The sequence below is a fragment of the Flavobacterium sp. CAU 1735 genome (assembly GCF_039888695.1).
Lineage (GTDB): Bacteria > Bacteroidota > Bacteroidia > Flavobacteriales > Flavobacteriaceae > Flavobacterium.
The window spans coordinates 306,661-325,130 of sequence record NZ_JBDQQQ010000003.1 but is presented as its reverse complement, the minus strand read 5'-3'; the positions used below and the strand labels follow the sequence as shown (position 1 = coordinate 325,130).

General features: G+C 38.9%; 16 protein-coding genes and 1 tRNA gene. 11 read left to right on the top strand and 6 right to left on the bottom strand.

The window, feature by feature from the left end:
* Positions 1–95: 95 nt before the first annotated feature.
* From AAFN64_RS10450 to AAFN64_RS10425, 6 genes are all read left to right on the top strand, one after another.
* Complete coding sequence (locus tag AAFN64_RS10450) at positions 96–545, top strand: hypothetical protein (RefSeq protein WP_300487005.1); 450 nt, start codon at positions 96–98, stop codon at positions 543–545.
* 544 nt (positions 546–1,089) lie between these two features.
* A complete protein-coding gene (locus AAFN64_RS10445) occupies positions 1,090–1,509 on the top strand; it encodes a DUF6591 domain-containing protein (RefSeq protein ID WP_347760382.1) in 420 nt (139 codons plus the stop codon).
* A 61-nt stretch (positions 1,510–1,570) separates the two neighbouring features.
* The gene (locus AAFN64_RS10440; RefSeq protein WP_347760381.1) at positions 1,571–2,443 is read left to right on the top strand and encodes a hypothetical protein; all 873 of its coding nucleotides are present in this window, start codon (positions 1,571–1,573) and stop codon (positions 2,441–2,443) included.
* Between the two features lie 55 nt (positions 2,444–2,498).
* Entirely contained in the window at positions 2,499–3,782 is a 1,284-nt protein-coding gene (locus tag AAFN64_RS10435) for an SPFH domain-containing protein (protein ID WP_347760380.1), read from the top strand.
* Positions 3,783–3,794: 12 nt separating this feature from the next.
* Positions 3,795–4,139 carry a hypothetical protein gene (locus AAFN64_RS10430; RefSeq protein ID WP_347760379.1) on the top strand — a complete coding sequence of 115 codons (345 nt, stop codon included), beginning with the start codon at positions 3,795–3,797 and terminating at the stop codon, positions 4,137–4,139.
* A gap of 137 nt (positions 4,140–4,276) precedes the next feature.
* Positions 4,277–4,540 (top strand): hypothetical protein, encoded by a 264-nt coding sequence (locus AAFN64_RS10425; protein WP_347760378.1) that lies wholly within the window; start codon positions 4,277–4,279, stop codon positions 4,538–4,540.
* A 114-nt stretch (positions 4,541–4,654) separates the two neighbouring features.
* On the opposite strand, the gene AAFN64_RS10420 is transcribed toward AAFN64_RS10425, so the two are convergent.
* The 4 genes from AAFN64_RS10420 to AAFN64_RS10405 all read right to left on the bottom strand — a co-directional run bounded on the left by AAFN64_RS10420 (position 4,655) and on the right by AAFN64_RS10405 (position 7,018).
* Positions 4,655–4,730: transfer RNA gene (locus tag AAFN64_RS10420), tRNA-His, on the bottom strand.
* A 62-nt stretch (positions 4,731–4,792) separates the two neighbouring features.
* Entirely contained in the window at positions 4,793–5,509 is a 717-nt protein-coding gene (bshB1, locus tag AAFN64_RS10415) for a bacillithiol biosynthesis deacetylase BshB1 (protein ID WP_300491977.1), read from the bottom strand.
* A 19-nt stretch (positions 5,510–5,528) separates the two neighbouring features.
* Positions 5,529–6,593 (bottom strand): chorismate-binding protein, encoded by a 1,065-nt coding sequence (locus AAFN64_RS10410; RefSeq protein ID WP_347760377.1) that lies wholly within the window; start codon positions 6,591–6,593, stop codon positions 5,529–5,531.
* The gene (locus AAFN64_RS10405; RefSeq protein WP_300491973.1) at positions 6,590–7,018 is read right to left on the bottom strand and encodes a PaaI family thioesterase; all 429 of its coding nucleotides are present in this window, start codon (positions 7,016–7,018) and stop codon (positions 6,590–6,592) included. Before AAFN64_RS10405 ends, AAFN64_RS10410 begins: the two co-directional genes overlap by 4 nt.
* 138 nt (positions 7,019–7,156) lie before the next feature.
* On the opposite strand from AAFN64_RS10405, the gene AAFN64_RS10400 reads away from it, so the two are divergent.
* From AAFN64_RS10400 to AAFN64_RS10390, 3 genes are all read left to right on the top strand, one after another.
* A complete protein-coding gene (locus tag AAFN64_RS10400) occupies positions 7,157–8,710 on the top strand; it encodes a hypothetical protein (RefSeq protein ID WP_347760376.1) in 1,554 nt (517 codons plus the stop codon).
* A gap of 90 nt (positions 8,711–8,800) precedes the next feature.
* Positions 8,801–12,487: a phosphoribosylformylglycinamidine synthase gene (gene purL, locus AAFN64_RS10395; protein ID WP_347760375.1), complete on the top strand. Its 3,687-nt coding sequence runs from the start codon at positions 8,801–8,803 to the stop codon at positions 12,485–12,487.
* Between the two features lie 171 nt (positions 12,488–12,658).
* A complete protein-coding gene (locus AAFN64_RS10390) occupies positions 12,659–15,121 on the top strand; it encodes a T9SS type A sorting domain-containing protein (protein WP_347760374.1) in 2,463 nt (820 codons plus the stop codon).
* A gap of 82 nt (positions 15,122–15,203) precedes the next feature.
* On the opposite strand, the gene AAFN64_RS10385 is transcribed toward AAFN64_RS10390, so the two are convergent.
* Together AAFN64_RS10385 and AAFN64_RS10380 are read right to left on the bottom strand one after the other, a co-directional pair.
* Entirely contained in the window at positions 15,204–16,247 is a 1,044-nt protein-coding gene (locus AAFN64_RS10385) for an RluA family pseudouridine synthase (RefSeq protein ID WP_347760373.1), read from the bottom strand.
* Complete coding sequence (locus AAFN64_RS10380; RefSeq protein ID WP_347760372.1) at positions 16,237–16,857, bottom strand: PASTA domain-containing protein; 621 nt, start codon at positions 16,855–16,857, stop codon at positions 16,237–16,239. The genes AAFN64_RS10385 and AAFN64_RS10380 overlap by 11 nt, the downstream gene beginning before the upstream one ends.
* Before the next feature lie 141 nt (positions 16,858–16,998).
* On the opposite strand from AAFN64_RS10380, the gene AAFN64_RS10375 reads away from it, so the two are divergent.
* Positions 16,999–17,970, top strand: coding sequence for a D-alanine--D-alanine ligase (locus AAFN64_RS10375; RefSeq protein ID WP_347760371.1), 972 nt, complete (start codon positions 16,999–17,001; stop codon positions 17,968–17,970).
* 1 nt (position 17,971) lies between these two features.
* The gene (gene coaD, locus AAFN64_RS10370; protein WP_136401878.1) at positions 17,972–18,427 is read left to right on the top strand and encodes a pantetheine-phosphate adenylyltransferase; all 456 of its coding nucleotides are present in this window, start codon (positions 17,972–17,974) and stop codon (positions 18,425–18,427) included.
* The last annotated feature ends 43 nt before the right edge of the window (positions 18,428–18,470 follow it).

The following is an 18,470-nucleotide window of genomic DNA, read 5'->3' as shown; positions in this document are numbered from 1 at the left end:
AAACTTTACTTACAACAACACTTTATCATATAAGTTTCTTTTATATATTTGGCAACTTTTTAACAAACTCAAATAACATTTACAAACTAAAACCAATGAATCGCAAATTATTATTTTCAGGTCTTTTTCTTTTAGGAGGCCTATTTATGAATGCGCAGGAAGTAGAAATTAAAGACGAAAAAGTACTTTTTGACGGCAAACAAGTTCTGAAATACGAAAAAACCAATTCCTTTATCCATACGCTCTTTAGTTTAGACGATAATGAGCTTTTACTCTACAAATTCAACAATAACGAAACAAGAGAATATCTGGACGACGATTATCTGGTTTTAAACTTTATACCGTTTAAGAAAAAAGTGGAAACTACCAATAAATCGCAGGCCATTTCCGGAATGGGTTTAAACTCCAGAAAAAACATGCAAAAACTAATCACCTGGCTACTTAAAGAGAAAGTACTCAATGCTAATGGCGAAATCAACCCGGAACGATTGGATATTTTCTATGAAAAATACAACGAAAACATTACGGAGCGAACGGTTCGTTAATTGATCAAATAATAAAACCCTGTAGTAACTACAGGGTTTTGTTTTTTATATACTGGATCGAAATTTATACTACAGTAATAAAAAAAACCGCTTTAAAAGTCATTTTTAAAGTTTTACTTCTGTACCATCTCCATATAAATTGATACAAATAAATGATAAGGTAAACAAATTCAGCTTTAATTACCTGGAAAGATTTGAAATAGAAAAGAGTATGTGCTTCTTAAAAAAAATTACTGAGAAATAAGCAACTTATTTTAGGGCGAGATAAACGGAACGTCTACGATAAAACGTAGGCGTTCCGTTTTATTTTGTGTTGTACTACACTGTCGAACCTCTAGACAGACAAAGGCAACGCATTCGCATTATTTTTTCCCATTACGGAAACTCGTAAAGGAATCAAATAAAACGCATCTAAATTGCCTCACCTAAGAAACCATGAAGAAATCAATGCATATTAAAATCCCGCCTTAATTTTTTTAATAGGCCCTAAAATATTGAGTCATTACTCAAAACATGCTTTTATTAAACCTTAAATTATCAAAAAATGAATATCAAAAATTCACATTTAACACTCATTGCAGCCATTGCAATAGCACTAACATCTTGTAGAAACCAGAAAGCTGAAGAAGAAACTTCTCTCAATGAAGTAACAACTAAATACGAAGTTCCCGTTTCAGAAACAGACGAAAACACCACGGAAGTTGCGACCACATCCACAGAAGAAAACACTACTGACGCTTATTTAAAAAACTATGATAAATATGTTGATCAATATATAATTCTAATGAAAGAAGCTAAAAATGGAGATGTATCTGCAATGACCAAATATTCGGAATATATGGAAAAAGCAATCGATTTATCGCAGAAAATGGAAAAATCAGAAAATGAAATGACTCCTGCTCAAATGGCTAAATTTCTAAAAACCCAAGCTAAATTAACGCAAGCTGTAGCAGATATGCATTAATCATCAATCGTTTAGATGAAATCGTTGAATATAAAAAGTTACTACCCAAATATAAAAATATATGATACTATATAACGACAAAATAGAAAAACTCATAGAATTGGCATTAGCTGATGGAGAACTAACCGAAAAAGAAAGACAAATCCTCTTTAAAAAAGCCGAAACTGAAGGAATTGACCTTGACGAGTTTGAAATCGTTCTGGAAGCGCGTCTTTTTGAAAAAATAAAACACAAAACACAGGAACCTGTTGCCGCTCCAGAATCGGATAAGTTCGGTGATATAAAAAAATGTCCCGCCTGTGGTGCCATTGCAGAGAGCTTTGTAACAAAGTGTTCTGATTGTGGTGCTGAATTCAGAAACATTGAAGTATCAGGAAGCATCATTCGTTTTTTTGACAAACTTGATGAAATAGAAGCCACAAGAAGTACAGGATTTTACACTCAAAACACAGGGAATAACATTGGCTTGGGAACCGTATTATTATGGTTATTCTTCTGGTATATTTTGATTTTTATAAAAGGTATTCAGCTTATCCTGGCGACATCAAAATCCGCAAAATGGTCAACTACAGATGCTCGAAAAGAAGAATTTGTACTCAATTATCCCGTACCTGTTTCTAAAGAAAATATTTTGGAATTTCTGACAATTTCATCCAGTAAAATTAATCCGGTGTCCTATCTGACAATCTTCTCCGAAGACACCAAATACAAAAATACCTGGAATAAAATATGGCTTAAAAAAATTGAACAGATCAATTCGAAAGCATCCATGTCCATGAAAAACGATCCAAAAACGTATACCGAAGTACTAACTATTGTTGAAAATGCCCGAAACATAACAAAAGAGAACACCAAAAAAGTTTTTCATGTATTGGGCGCAGGCGCTGCTCTTATTTTAGTTTTTATTATTTGGAATGCCATTGCAGCAACATAAAAGTAGTACTAACACCTAACTATTTAAAATAAATTTCATTATAAAAAATAAACAAATGGCATTATTTGGCAATAAAAAAGAAGGCGGATTAATGGACGTAATCCGTTGTGATGAACAGGAATATTTAGTTTGGAAATGGCGACCGTCTGGCGCGGTTAATTCCACAAATAAAGAAAACGCAATACGTTACGGTAGTAGTTTGCGGGTAAAAAACGGAGAACTCGCTGTATTTTTTTACAAGCAAAACGACGGAACCATGCAGGATTTTATACACGGTCCACACGATCAAACAATACAATCTGCCAACTTCCCAATTCTTACAAACATTGTAGGAGCCGCTTTTAACGGGAGCTCTCCGTTTCAGGCAGAAATCTATTATATCAATCTTTCTGGTAATGTTCAAATCAAATTTGGAATTCCTTATTTTGATCTTTACGACCCCAGATTTACAGATTTAGGTGTTCCTTGTGCTGTCCGAGGAACGTTGACGTTTAATGTGACCGATTATAAAAACTTCATCAAACTAAACCGTTTAATCAATTTTGATTTAGAAGACTTTAAAAATCAAGTCAAAGATTTTTTTCAACGAAAAGCAAAGTCCGTCATCATTAATGCCTCACAGGATAACAACTTACCGGTAATGCAGATTGAACGAAAAATCGATGAAATAAGTGATCATATTCAATCTAAATTAAAATCCGAATTAGAAGAACATTTTGGCGTAAATCTGAAGCGCTTGGATATAGGAACAATTGAATTAGATAAAACACACTCCCATTATTTACAACTGAAAAAAATAACAGCCGATCAGCAAACCAAATTAGCCGAAGCTAAAACCGATATAGAAATTGAGAATCTTTCGGAAACGACTCGAATCCAGAGAAAAGACATGGAATTAGGAGTTGAAGGCAAAAATTTTGCGGTTCATCAACTCAATCAGCAGACCGATGTTTTAAAAACAGTAGCGCAAAATCTTGGAACAATGAGCAATGTCGATTTAGACGGCGGAGAAGGCGGCTTGAATGCCTCAGGTTTAATGGTTGGAATGGGAATTGGTAGCGCCATGGGTGGTCAAATAGGCAACCAAATGGGGCAAATGATGAGCAATATGAGTAGTATGCCTCCGCTACCTCCTGTCGTAATGTATCATGTAGCATTAAACGGTCAGCAATCTGGTTCTTTCAACCTTGAACAACTAAAACAATTTATTCAAAGCGGACAGTTTACCCAAAATCATCATATTTGGAAAGAAGGAATGGCTGGCTGGGAATTGTCGGGTAATGTACCCGAAATTGCAATGTTATTCAGTTCAGTTCCACCACCCCCACCAACAATTTAAAAAAACAAACAAATGAAATTAGATTTTATAAAAACTAGCATTGCAGTAGTTGTAAGCGGTTTAATCACTTACGGCTTCTATGTCTTTAATGCAAACGCAAATAAAAATTTAGTAACTGTTGGTAGTTTCATTTTTCTGGCTACTACATTAATTTTAACCATCGGAATACGTTTTACACTTCCGAGGACAGCAACTATGGCAAGAACCCTTTCCTGGATTTTCTTTTTAGTAGCACTTGCCAGCAATCTTATTTTTTCATTTGCGATTTTTAAAGACGAGCTTTATATCATTATAAATGGAATTTTGCTTTTGATTTATTTACTAATTTATTATTGGATAGGAACGTCGAAGCAGTAAATTTTAATATCTCATTAAACGTATCTATTCAAAAATATAATCCTAAATTTAACTGATAGTCTGTTTAATACAAATCTATCAGATCGAAGCAAAGACCGTACAAAATACAAGGATATTGAAATACTAAATTCATTTATATGGCAGAAATAATACGCAACAGAACAATAAGACCGTCAACAAGAAAAAAGACTTCCTTCAATTACAGAGTTGACATCGCAAAGGTTTTAAGGGACGATACGCTGATCATTACTATCACGCATGAAACTTTACCTTTCAAAAAAACTTTTTATTTTGACGGAAAAGAGATTGCAAACAAGAACAATATCAGTTTTCGAGTATCGGATATTACAGATCAAATTAAAATAATTTGGAGTGGTGCCGAACCTATCAGAGAGATATAAATTGATTGAATCGGATTATAAAAGATCAGCCTGAGTAAAAAAACAATTAGTTCTGATAAAAATGTTGTATCAATAAAAAAGCGGCTTTAGAAATAAAGCCGCTTAAAGTACTAAGGGTGAATGATGGGTCTCGAACCCACGACCTTCGGAACCACAATCCGACGCTCTAACCAACTGAGCTACAATCACCATTTGATTACGGGTGCAAATATACGGCAATTTCCGTATCACGCAAGCATTTTTTAAAAAAAATTACATCAAATTTTCTAAACTACTGACAGCCAAATATCTTTCCGCAGTAAAACCTTCGGCATAATCCGTTCCGATGAGTCGTCCCAGGTCCTGCGAGCGATAATGCAGGCTATCCAAAAAGTTTTTTGTGGCAATTGGCGTCGTCGGTTCGTTCGAATTGGGCTCATAAAACTGCGAACCATAGGCTAAAATTGCCTCCACTTTTTTATCGATAAAACCCGTTACGTCTACAACAAAATCCGGAGTAATGTTTTTCCACTGAATATAATGGTACACCACTTTTGGTCGCCAGGCTTCCTGAGCTACTCCATCCACTTCCGTTTCAATACGTCGTAACCCCGAAAGGAAACAGGCATCTGAAACCAGTTTGCTTCCTTTTCCATGATCAATATGTCGGTCGTCGATCGCATTACACAACACAATCTCCGGACGGTATTTTCGAATCATTTTGATCACCTCTAATTGATGTGCTTCATCATTTACAAAAAAACCATCACGGAACTGCAGGTTTTCCCGTATCGCAATACCCAGGATTTCGCCCGCTTTACGCGCTTCTTCATCCCGGATTTCAGCCGATCCGCGGGTTCCCAGTTCACCACGCGTTAAATCGATAATTCCCGCTTTTTTACCTAAACTAATTTCTTTTGCCAGGGTAGCACCACATCCCAGTTCTACATCGTCAGGATGCGCCCCAAAGGCCAGTATATCTAATTTCATTTTATTTTTTATAACTAAATTATGCTAATATCTTTTTCATCGTCATCGATTTGTTGAGTGTCTCGAAAAACTCTTTTTCCGGTACACTATCTTTGGTAATGCCACAACCGATATACAGATGAATGTTTTCTTTTTTAATTTTCATACACCGCAGGTTCACATATAAATCGGAATGCTCACTCCTACCTGTCGAAAAATTCTTGTTGAGTTCGCCTAGAAATCCCGAATAAAATTCCCGGTCGTAATCTTCGTTTTCCAGAATAAAATTACGGGCGGCTTCTTTCGGTAATCCGCAGACAGCCGGTGTAGGATGTAGAATTTCAAGCACCTGTTTCAAACTTTCTTTGTCATTTAAACGCGCCGAAATATCCGTTTTAATGTGCAACAAATTACCCGCTCTGGCCGTATACGGACTCGAGAGGGTTTCTTCCGATGCCCAATCTTTAAGATTATCCAGAATAAACTCCGTTACATACTGCTGTTCCTCGATTTCTTTCGGTTCCCAATGTACTTTTTCGGTTCCTTCATACAGCTGAGTTCCGGCCAATGCTACGGTTTGTAACTGATAATCTTTTACTTTTAGCAATTGTTCCGGCGTGGCACCCATCCACATTCCGACTTTCGGATGGTAAAAACAATATTTAAATGCTGTCGGATAGTTTGCTAATAAGCGTGGAAACAAATGTTCTACATCTTTGGTCGTTCCGCCTACTTTTTCCTTCCGCGAAAGCACTACCTTTTTAAAATCCCCTGAATGTATCGCGGCTACGCCTTTTTCTACTAATTGTTCAAAATGCTCTTTTGCCGTTTCATCATACTCCTGAGAAACAGTTCCTTCTTCCGAAATAGCCGGTAATTCATATTTTTCCGTTATAATCTCGGAATACTCTTCCGGGATCAGTACATAGTTTTCACCGTCGAATGGTGCCATAATAAAGCCCGTTTCGGAAAAACTTTCGGTCAGATATACATGATCATTCACCTGAAAAAGGCCAATGATTTCGTCGGAACCAGGTTTTGAATAAATGACAAACGGCAGGTTTTGTCCCTGGTGTACTTTTACTTTCAGGAATAAATCGGTCATGACGCTCTTTTTGGTAAAACCATATTGGTGAGTTTACAAAGGGAAATCAGGTTTCCTTCTTCATCCGTGATTTTAATTTCCCACAGATGCAGACTACGCCCTTTATGGATGATTCGGGCTGTTCCGTAGACAATTCCTTCCCTTTTGCTTTTGAGGTGATTGGCCGAAATCTCGATACCGCGTACCTCCTGTTTTTCCGGATCGACAAACATGATGGAAGCCGCACTTCCCACGCTCTCCGCCAAAGCTACCGACGCGCCACCGTGTAACAGTCCCATAGGTTGGTGTACTCTTGGATTAACGGGCATTTTGGCAACTAAAAAATCTTCTCCGGCATCTATATATTCAATTTCTAAGGTTTGCATCAATGTATTTTTCGACAAATGATTGCAAAGCTGCAGTACTTTTTCTTTATCAAATGACATATTATGAATTTTGAATGGTAAAAATACAAAATCAAAACTGAAGTAAGAATAAACTCAGCCTTCGAACGTTATATATAAATTGTAATTTAAGTATAATTTAACATCCAAAAATTAGTATTTTTACCAAAAATCAGAAACATGCGTCATTATTACTACGTCCTTGTCACCCTATTACTTATTGCTCTGAGTTCTTGTCGAAATGATTTTTCTTTCGAACCGAGTACCGGAAATCTGGAATTTTCGAAAGACACGATCTATCTGGATACCGTTTTTACGAATATCGGTTCCAGTACCTATACGTTAAAAGTGTACAATCGCAGTAATAAAGACATTAAAATTCCAAGTGTCCGATTGGGACAGGGCGATGCGTCCAAATACCGATTAATGGTCGACGGAATTTCGGGTAAAGTCTTTACCAACGTAGAGTTACTGGCCAAAGACAGCATGTATATTTTTGTGGAAACAACGATTAACTACAACGATTTTTCCGCTCCGGATGCCCAGTATTTATACACCGATAAAATAGAATTTGACTACGGAACCAACTACCAGAAAGTCGACCTTGTAACATTGGTAAAAGATGCCTATTTTATCTATCCGGGACGTAACAACGGCGTATACGAACAGGTTGAAGTAGGCGTTGATGAAAACGGAAATACGCTAACCACCCGTGGCCGGAATCTAAATCACAGTCACCCTACCAACGGCGACGAATTCCTCTGGAAAAAAGACAAACCCTATGTAATATACGGTTATGCCGCGGTACCAACCGGTGAAACGCTCAACGTACAAGCCGGCGCCCGGATTCATTTCCATGCCGAATCCGGTTTGATCGTACAACAGGGCGCTTCTTTAAAAGTGGCTGGAACCAAATCGGTAACCGAAGCACTGGAAAATGAAGTGATTTTTGAAGGCGACCGATTGGAACAGGATTTTTCGGAAGTTCCGGGACAATGGGGAACTATTTGGTTACGCAACGGTAGTACGGCACACGATCTAAAAAACCTGACGATTAAAAATGCTGTGGTTGGTATTTTAACCGAAGGAAACGATGGTACCGACGAAACCCTAAAATTGACCAACGTACAGATTTACAACAGTGCCAATGTCGGCTTATTAGCCCGAAATGCCCATATCAAAGGTGATAATATTGTGATCAATAGAGCGGGACAAGCAGCGCTGGCTTGTACTTTTGGTGGAAAATACCTATTCCGACAATCGACTTTTGTGAATTACTGGTCACGCCCCAATCAGGTTGCCGTAGCGATCGACAACGGTGCCGACCAACAGCTAATTCCATTGGAAATGGCACAATTTGACAACTGTATACTGTTTGGATCGAGCAATATTCCGCTTTCGATGACCCGAAACAATTCGCAAGCTTTTAACTTCCGATTCAACAACTGTCTGATCAAATTCTTTGATGTTGCACAGCAATTTTCAAACAACAACCTATACCCGATTGCCAATACCACCGATTATAGCAACTGTCGTATTGCCGTAAATTCCAATTCGTTTAAACCGGATTTTAAAAACCCGAACAAAAACCAATTGATCATTGGTAATAATTCTGATGCAAAAGCTTTTGGAACGACCATGACCAATCCGTTTTTAGAAGATATCCTTGGAAATGTACGTCCAAACGGAGGTTCGGATCTGGGTGCTTATAACCACGTGATATTCGAGAATTAACCGCTAAAAAATATAGCCGCTGAAATTGTCTAATTGACCGAATTAGATTAATTTTGCATTTTTAAAAACAACACACTAACAACACACACAATGATTCATTTCTTCGGAAACCAGACCAACACGGTTTTTGCAGTACAATCGCAAAACGAGCTTTCGGCTCAGGACATTACGAAATTAAACTGGCTGTTTGCAAGCACTTCTGAAAACCCTTGCACGGTTGTTAACGATACAAAGGCATCTCTGGATGCTTTTTTTGTTGGCCCACGTGCCGCCATGATCACGCCATGGAGTACCAATGCTGTTGAAATCACTCAGAATATGGGAATTTCCGGTATTATCCGTATCGAAGAGTTTGAAAAAGCAACAGACGATTTTAACGATTTCGACCCGATGCTTTTCCAGAAATACACCAGCCTGAACCAGGATATTTATACCATTAACATCCAACCGGAACCAATACTAGAGATCGACGATATCGCAGCCTATAACCAACAAGAAGGTTTGGCTTTAAGCGAAGAAGAAGTGGATTATCTAAACAAATTATCGACTAAATTAGGTCGTAAATTGACCGATTCGGAGGTATTTGGTTTTTCACAGGTAAACTCGGAACACTGTCGTCACAAAATCTTTAACGGAACCTTTGTGATTGATGAAGAAGAAAAACCGACTTCCCTTTTCAAGTTGATCAAAAAAACATCGGAAACCCATCCAAACGATATCGTTTCCGCGTATAAAGATAACGTAGCCTTTATCAAAGGCCCAAGAGTACAACAGTTTGCTCCGAAAACAGCAGACAAACCGGACTTTTACGACGTTAAGGAATTTGATTCTGTAATTTCGATAAAAGCCGAAACCCATAACTTCCCAACCACCGTAGAGCCGTTTAACGGAGCGGCAACCGGTTCGGGAGGAGAAATCCGCGACCGACTTGCCGGAGGGCAAGGTTCCCTTCCATTGGCCGGAACAGCCGTATATATGACCTCTTATTCCCGATTGGAAGATAACCGTCCATGGGAACAGGCAATGGACGAACGCAAATGGTTGTACCAAACCCCAATGGATATTCTGATCAAAGCGTCTAACGGGGCATCCGATTTCGGAAACAAATTCGGTCAGCCTTTGATTACCGGTTCGGTATTAACTTTTGAACACGAAGAAGAAGCCCGTAAATTAGGTTTTGATAAAGTGATCATGTTAGCCGGTGGTATCGGATACGGAAAAGAAAGTCAAGCGAAAAAATTAAAACCATCCGTAGGGGATAAAGTCGTAATCCTTGGAGGTGAAAACTACCGTATCGGTATGGGTGGTGCAGCCGTATCATCGGCCGATACCGGAGCTTTTGGTTCCGGAATCGAATTAAATGCGATCCAGCGTTCGAATCCCGAAATGCAAAAACGGGCAGCCAATGCGGTACGTGGTTTGGTTGAAAGTGACCACAACCCTATCGTATCGATTCACGATCACGGTGCCGGAGGACATTTAAACTGTTTGTCGGAATTGGTTGAAGAAACCGGTGGTAAAATCGACCTGGATAAACTACCTGTTGGCGATCCTACCCTATCGGCAAAAGAAATTATCGGAAACGAATCTCAGGAACGTATGGGATTGGTAATCGGTGAAAAAGATTTGGATACCTTACAGCGTATCGCCGACCGTGAGCGTTCGCCTATGTATGCTGTAGGAGATGTAACCGGTGATCATCGTTTTACATTCGAATCGGCTACAACAGGTGCCAAACCAATGGATTTTGCATTGGAAGACATGTTTGGTAGTTCTCCGAAAATGATCATGAGCGATAAAACCGTTGTTCGTAACTATAAAAACTTAACCTATACTACTGCTGCAATTCCAAACTACCTGAATCAGGTGTTACAATTGGAAGCCGTAGCTTGTAAAGACTGGCTAACCAACAAAGTAGACCGTTGTGTGGGTGGACGTGTTGCCAAACAACAATGTGCCGGACCACTACAATTACCGCTAAACAATGTAGGTGTAATGGCTTTGGATTTCCAGGGTAAAGAAGGTATTGCCACCACTATTGGACATTCGCCGGTTTCGGCTTTGATCGATCCGGTAGCCGGTAGCCGTACTGCCATTGGGGAAGCATTGTCCAATATTGTTTGGGCACCGTTAAAAGACAATTTAGCCGGTGTATCCTTATCGGCCAACTGGATGTGGGCGTGTAAAAACGAAGGTGAAGATGCCCGTTTATACGAAGCTGTAAAAAGTTGTTCCGATTTCGCCATCGAATTAGGCATCAACATTCCGACCGGAAAAGATTCCTTGTCGATGAAACAAAAATATCCAAATGACGAAGTAATCGCACCGGGAACGGTGATCATTTCGGCAGCGGGTAACTGTACCGATATCACTAAAGTCGTAGAACCAGTGTTACAACGCAATGGCGGCGCGATTTACTATATTAACCTGTCGCAGGATAGCTTCAAATTAGGTGGTTCTTCCTTCGCACAGATTTTAAATACTATCGGTGATTCTGCACCAACTATTACGGATGCGGCTTACTTTAAAAAAGCATTCAACACGATCCAGGAATTAATCAAAGGCGGACATATTACAGCCGGACACGATATTGGAAGTGGTGGTTTAATTACAACCCTTTTAGAAATGTGTTTTGCCGATGTTAACCTTGGTGCTTCGTTTGATTTATCCGTTTTAGGGGAATCAGACACTGTAAAAGCCTTATTCAACGAAAATATTGGATTGGTATTCCAGGCGGATGCATTTGCTGAAGATACATTTAAAAACAATGGTATTGAATGTTTTAAAATTGGAACGGTTACCAACATAAACACCGTTACCATCCAGAACCATGAAGACAATTTCGAATTTCATGTGGACGAATTACGCGATACCTGGTATAAAACATCTTTCCTTTTGGATCAGAAACAATCCAAAAACGGAATGGCACAGGAGCGTTACAGCAACTATAAAAACCAGCCCTTAAACTATACGTTCCCACCACATTTTGATGGTAAAAAACCGGTTATCGACGCTTCGAAACCACGTCCGAAAGCCGCTATCATCCGTGAAAAAGGAAGTAACTCCGAGCGTGAAATGGCCAACGCTATGTATTTAGCCGGATTTGACGTAAAAGACGTTCATATGACGGATTTGATCACAGGTCGTGAAACACTGGAAGATATCCAGTTTATCGGAGCTGTAGGAGGTTTTTCCAATTCGGATGTTTTGGGATCAGCCAAAGGTTGGGCCGGTGCTTTCTTATATAACGAAAAAGCCAATACCGCACTGAAAAACTTCTTTAAACGCGAAGACACTTTATCCGTAGGAATCTGCAACGGATGTCAGTTGTTTATGGAACTGGAATTAATTAATCCGGAACATGAAATACACGGAAAAATGCACCACAATACAAGTGCGAAACACGAGAGTATCTTTACTTCCGTAACCGTACAACCGAACAATTCCGTAATGCTATCGTCTTTAGCCGGAAGTACATTAGGAGTTTGGGTATCGCATGGTGAAGGTAAGTTTAAATTACCCTATGCGGAAGGTCAATATCAGATTGTCTCCAAATATGCCTATGAAGGCTACCCGGCCAATCCAAATGGTTCGGATTACAACACGGCTATGATGTGCGACACAACCGGTCGTCATTTGGTCATGATGCCGCATATTGAGCGTTCAACTTTCCCTTGGAACTGGGCGCATTATCCGGCCGGTCACCAGGATCAGGTATCCCCTTGGCACGAAGCTTTTGTCAACGCCAGAAAATGGATTGACACTAAAAATAAATAAAAAAAATGCCCCGATGATCATCGGGGCATTTTTTTTATAATCCTATCACACAACTAAAAAGTTTCAATAGTTAAACCATTTGTTGCTTCTATTTTTGTAAGAATTCACAAAATAAACACTATTTTTAATTGTCTATAATAGCAAAACATTTTTAATCTAAAACAATTAATTATGAACTCTTTACCATTTACAATGCTGAGTCGGATGTGCTTGGCATTACTCTTTCTTTGCGCCATTCCAATACAGGCTCAAAACCAATTAAAAACATACCAACAACCAACCAGTGGGAACATTACCATTGATCCAACAGTTGCTCCACCAATGGGGCCGGATCACAAACCGTTAAACTACACCATCGGTCAGAATACCGATTACACTGTTCAGGTCAAAAAAGCCGATACCAACGATTGGGTTGATTTATTCGAATACAACACCTTTGTAAACAGCAGTACAGGTGATTTATCGGTTAGCTCCCCCTCTTCTTTTGTTGCCTTCGATTTTTCAGGTTCCGTGACGATCAAAATCATCAGTAATCGTCATTCCTCTAGTACTAATTTAAACAACCTTGTAAAAATTCGTCCACTTTCAAAAAATATTACCCCAACCATCACCAATAATATAATTACATTTACGATAAACAATCCGGGGAAATTTTCGGTTGAAATCGATGGTTTACGTTATCATAATTTAATGATTTTTGCTAACCCGATGGCTAATTATACGGTACCGACAACTGCAACCGTTACCTATGGCCCGGGAGTTCATATTTACGACAAAGCATTAAATGCAGTAGCCGGAAAAAAAATCAAAATTTTAGAAGGTGCTATTGTAATTGTACCATATGATGTATTATCGTATTATACTTCTGATAATGCCAAAATAATTGCCAATACCGGTGATGAAATTTATATTGAAGGCGGCGGAACGCTAAAAGGCGGAATCATTGCCGAAGATGTAAACAATGTAAAAATATACGGCCATGGGATTATTGACCTCTCGAATTATGAAAAACAATATGAATATCCGTTATTAGAAAACTATGCCTATACACAGGGAATAACAATCCGAAGATGTGCCAATGTATCCATTGACGGCGTAACGATAATTGATTCCCAACAAATATGTGTTGAACTTACCGATAGCAACTATATCAATATTAATAATGTTAAAGTAATTTCTCGTGCTCGCTGGGGTGATGGATTTCATATGAAAGGCACCAGTAATGTAACGATCAACGATTGTTATAACAGAACTTCGGATGATAGTATTTCGATATACGCTTCCCGCCGGGTTCCATGGGACGGTAATCCACCGTATCAAAACAACCATGCATTGAACATTACAGTTACCAATACTATTTTACATGCCGACAAAGCGCATCCGATTACCATAGGATGGCATGGTAACGATTCACTTGTAAATAATCGGGATATTTATAATATTCGTTTTGAAAACATCGATATACTGGAACATGATGAAAATTGGGTTGATCCGGATGGTACCGTTCACCTGGACTATGTAGGTGCCATATCAATAAACTGTGCCGATGGTAACAACTGTAGTAACTTTCTCTTTAAAGATATTCGGGTAGAAGATTTTTCGAATGGTCGTTTGTTAACCATACATGTGGAACCGGGTGGAAACGGTGCAGCCAATACTGATGGTAAAAAAGTGGAATACATCCGTTTTGAAAACCTTTCTTATAACGGTACCGGAGAGCTTCCTTCCTCTATAAAAGGATTGAGTTGTGACCGTTATGTAAACGGCGTTCATTTTGAAAATTTCAAAGTTAACAACCAACTGATTACACAATTATCCGATTATAACGTAAACGGTACTCCGATGTTCCAAACCAATGAATATGCCTATAATATTACGTTTCAGGAAGGTGGTAATTATAGTACTTCGGTGGCCAATGGCTATTATAGAATCCGAAGTTTAATCAATCTTCGTTATATGCAGGCCGATCCGCAACAACAACAGGGATATGTTACGTCAACTACATTAAACAGTAATTCCGACGAGCAGATCTGGCAAATTGAATTAATTCCCGGTACTGGGCATTATAGGATAAAAAATATGGCAAACCTTAAATTTTTGGAAAACGCATTCGATGCGCGACCATCACTTTTATGTCAGAGCCGATATTTAATAACAGCTGCACAAGCCGTACAGACCAATCAGGAATGGAAAATCGTTCCCGATCCACAAGGCACCGGTTACCGAATTAACAATGCCTATACCCGTTCGTATTTAACGAACAATAATGATTTTAATAATTTTGTATTGGCCAATCCAAAAACTACTTCAAATAGTAGTCAGCGATGGGCTTTAATCCCTTTACCGAATTATACTCCACATTCCAAACCAAAGAATCCTAATCAGTTGGTCTTGAATTCTGATGAAGATGTTGTTATTTTTCCAAATCCTGTTGCTGATTTTATCCAAATTCAGTTTGGAAACCGCTCTGTCGATGCTATTGTCATAACCGATATGACTGGGCGCGTTATTATCCAAAAACAAATCCGGGATAACGAACAAATTGATTTGTCTGCTTTACAAAAAGGCAACTATATCGTTACGATAACCGATACTTCCGGCACTACTATCAACAAAAAAATAATTAAAAACTAAACGCAAAAACGCCCCGATAATCGGGGCGTTTTTTATATCAAACCGAACAAATCTTTGTTCTTTTCTCTTTATTCTTGAAGCATTACTCTTCCTCCTCCATTGTATGGGATTTGGAATACGTTCTCCATTTTTCGATACACTCTTTCATATCCTGTGGCAATTCGGTATCAAAGCGCATAAATTCTTTGGTTGTTGGATGTTCAAAACCAAGTGTTTTTGCGTGTAATGCCTGTCTTGGCAGGGTTTTAAAACAATTATCGATAAATTGTTTATATTTCGTAAACGTCGTTCCTTTTAAAATCAGGTGACCGCCATAGCGCTCGTCGTTAAATAACGTATGTCCGATATGCTTCATATGCGCACGAATCTGGTGCGTACGACCGGTTTCCAAAATACAGGAAACCAAGGTTACATATCCAAAGCGTTCCAATACTTTATAATGCGTAACGGCGTGTTTTCCAAAATCTTCACTATCGTAAACCGACATCTGCATACGATCTTTCATATGACGTCCGATATAACCTTCGATTGTTCCGCTTTCTTCTTCAATATTGCCCCAAACCAAAGCCACATATTCCCTTTCGGAAGTCTTGTCGGCAAACTGTTTGGTCAGATAAGCCATTGCATGATCGGTTTTGGCCACTACAAGTAAACCTGTCGTATCTTTATCGATACGGTGAACCAATCCCGGACGCTCACTGCTATTCATCGGAAGATTTTCAAAATGATAGGCCAATGCATTGACCAATGTTCCGGTATAATTTCCGTGTCCCGGATGTACTACCAATCCGGCCGGTTTGTTGATCACAAGCAACTGATCATCTTCATAGACAATATCCAACGGGATATTCTCCGGAATGATTATATTTTCGAATGGCGGTTGTTCCATCAGAACGCTCACCACATCAAACGCTTTTACTTTATAATTGGATTTTACCGGAATATCGTTTACAAAGATATTCCCATTGGTTGCCGCCTGTTGAATTTTATTTCTTGTCGCATTTTCAACAAGGTTCATCAAAAATTTATCCACTCGCAAAGGCGCCTGACCTTTGGCTGCTTCGAACCGATAATGTTCGAACAATTCGCCTTCTAAATCGGCATCTTCAATATTATTATTCTGCATTGCTATCTGTTGTCTGTTCTTTTACCGGAATACTGTCCGTTGTTGTTTCCTCTTCATATCCGGTTTTACCGTCTCCTAAAACCAAATCGATTTTAGATGCTTTTAATACTTTATCACCGGCTTTTAACGGTTTTCCGTTTTGTTTCATTTCCAAAACCACATCTTTAGCCATATACGGTACGTATTTGATGTTACCTTCATCCAATCCCAATGCACGTAAAGTCGACAATGACTGGCGGTAGGTTTTCTGGATCAGATCCGGAACCGTTACCTGCGAATATCCGCCTGAGTTTACTTTAACATACACTTTACGACCGTCTTTTACCGTTACACCCGGTAGCGGATCCTGTTCTACGATAGAATACGGCGGGAAATCCGCTCTAAAATCTACCGTATCCAACAAATGGATTTCCAGATCGATATCGTTTAATTTTTCTTCGGCTTTTTCAACGCTCATTTTGCCCAGGTTTGGCACTGGAATTTCTTCCCCGTGATTGGTGGCATAACCCAGCCATTGCATTACCAAAACCACAAAAACAATGATAATAATTAATGCTAATGCTAAATGTTTAAAGAATGTAAAACTAGTTAAAAACTTTTTCCAGCTCATAGATATTCGAATTTTGGCAAATATATAAAATACTGGAGGTTTTACTTTCATAACCCCTTATATTTTATATCGCAAACCAGAATGATTCAACAAATAATAATACTTTTGTAGTATACTAACTCATTATTCAAACGGAACAAAATGAAAAATGTTGCCATTATCATGGGAGGCTATTCCAGCGAGTACCAAATCTCCCTTACCAGTGGAAATGTGGTCTATTCTTTTTTAGACAAATCAAAATATAACGCCTACCGTATCCATATTTTCAGAGACAAATGGGTAATGGTTGATGACAATAATACCGAATACCCGGTGAATCGCCATGATTTTACCGTAGCCTACCAAGGGAACACATTGTTGTTTGATGTTGTTTTTAATGCCATTCACGGTACTCCGGGCGAAGACGGACTCATGCAGGCCTATTTTGAGTTATTGGGAATTCCGCAAACTTCCTGCGATTATTATCAGGCGGCATTAACCTTTAACAAGCGCGACCTGTTATCGGTTTTAAAACCGTATGGTATCAAAACCGCTACCTCCTATTATCTGAATCTGGGTGATGCGATCGACGCAGCTACCATCATCAAAACCGTAGGCTTGCCGTGTTTTGTAAAACCAAATAAATCGGGTTCCAGTTTTGGTATTTCCAAAGTAAAAACCGAAGCCGAATTGTTACCGGCAATCGAAAATGCCTATAAAGAAGATAACGAGATCATCATTGAAAGTTTCCTTGACGGAACCGAAGTTTCGGTTGGTGTGATCAATTATAAAGGAGAAATCAAAGTATTACCGATTACCGAGATTGTTTCCGAAAACGATTTCTTTGATTATGAAGCCAAATATCTTGGAAAATCACAGGAAATCACTCCGGCACGAATTTCTCCGGAGCTAACCGAAAAAGTAAATGCCGTGGCCAAACGCGCCTATGAAGTCCTTAAAATGAAAGGCTTTTCACGTAGTGAGTTTATCATTGTAAACGGCGAACCGCATATGCTCGAAATGAATACGATTCCGGGATTAACCACCGAAAGTATTTTACCGCAACAAGCCCGTGAAGCCGGAATTTCGCTTCCGGATTTATTTGACAACGCCATCACGCTAGCCCTGAAATAATATGAGAAAAGCCATCTTTCCCGGTTCGTTCGATCCGATTACTCTCGGACATTACGACATTATTAACCGTGCTTTACCGCTATTTGACGAGATCGTTATTGCCATTGGTGTAAATGCCGAGAAAAAATACATGTTTTCGTTAGAAGATCGTTTAAAATTTATCACTGATGCGTTTCAAAACGAACCCAAGATAAGTGTGGTTACCTATACCGGTCTGACGATTGATTTATGTCAAAAACTAAATGCACAATTTATATTACGCGGACTTCGCAATCCGGCCGATTTCGAATTCGAAAAAGCCATTGCGCATACCAATCGTAAACTATCTCAGATTGAAACGGTATTTTTATTAACCGCTGCCAGTACATCTTATATCAGTTCCAGTATTGTTCGCGATGTAATCCGAAATAACGGTGATTATCGTGTCCTGGTGCCCGAATCGGTAGTTCTAAAATAAAAAAGTCGCCATAAGGCGACTTTTATTTTTTATACGGTATCGA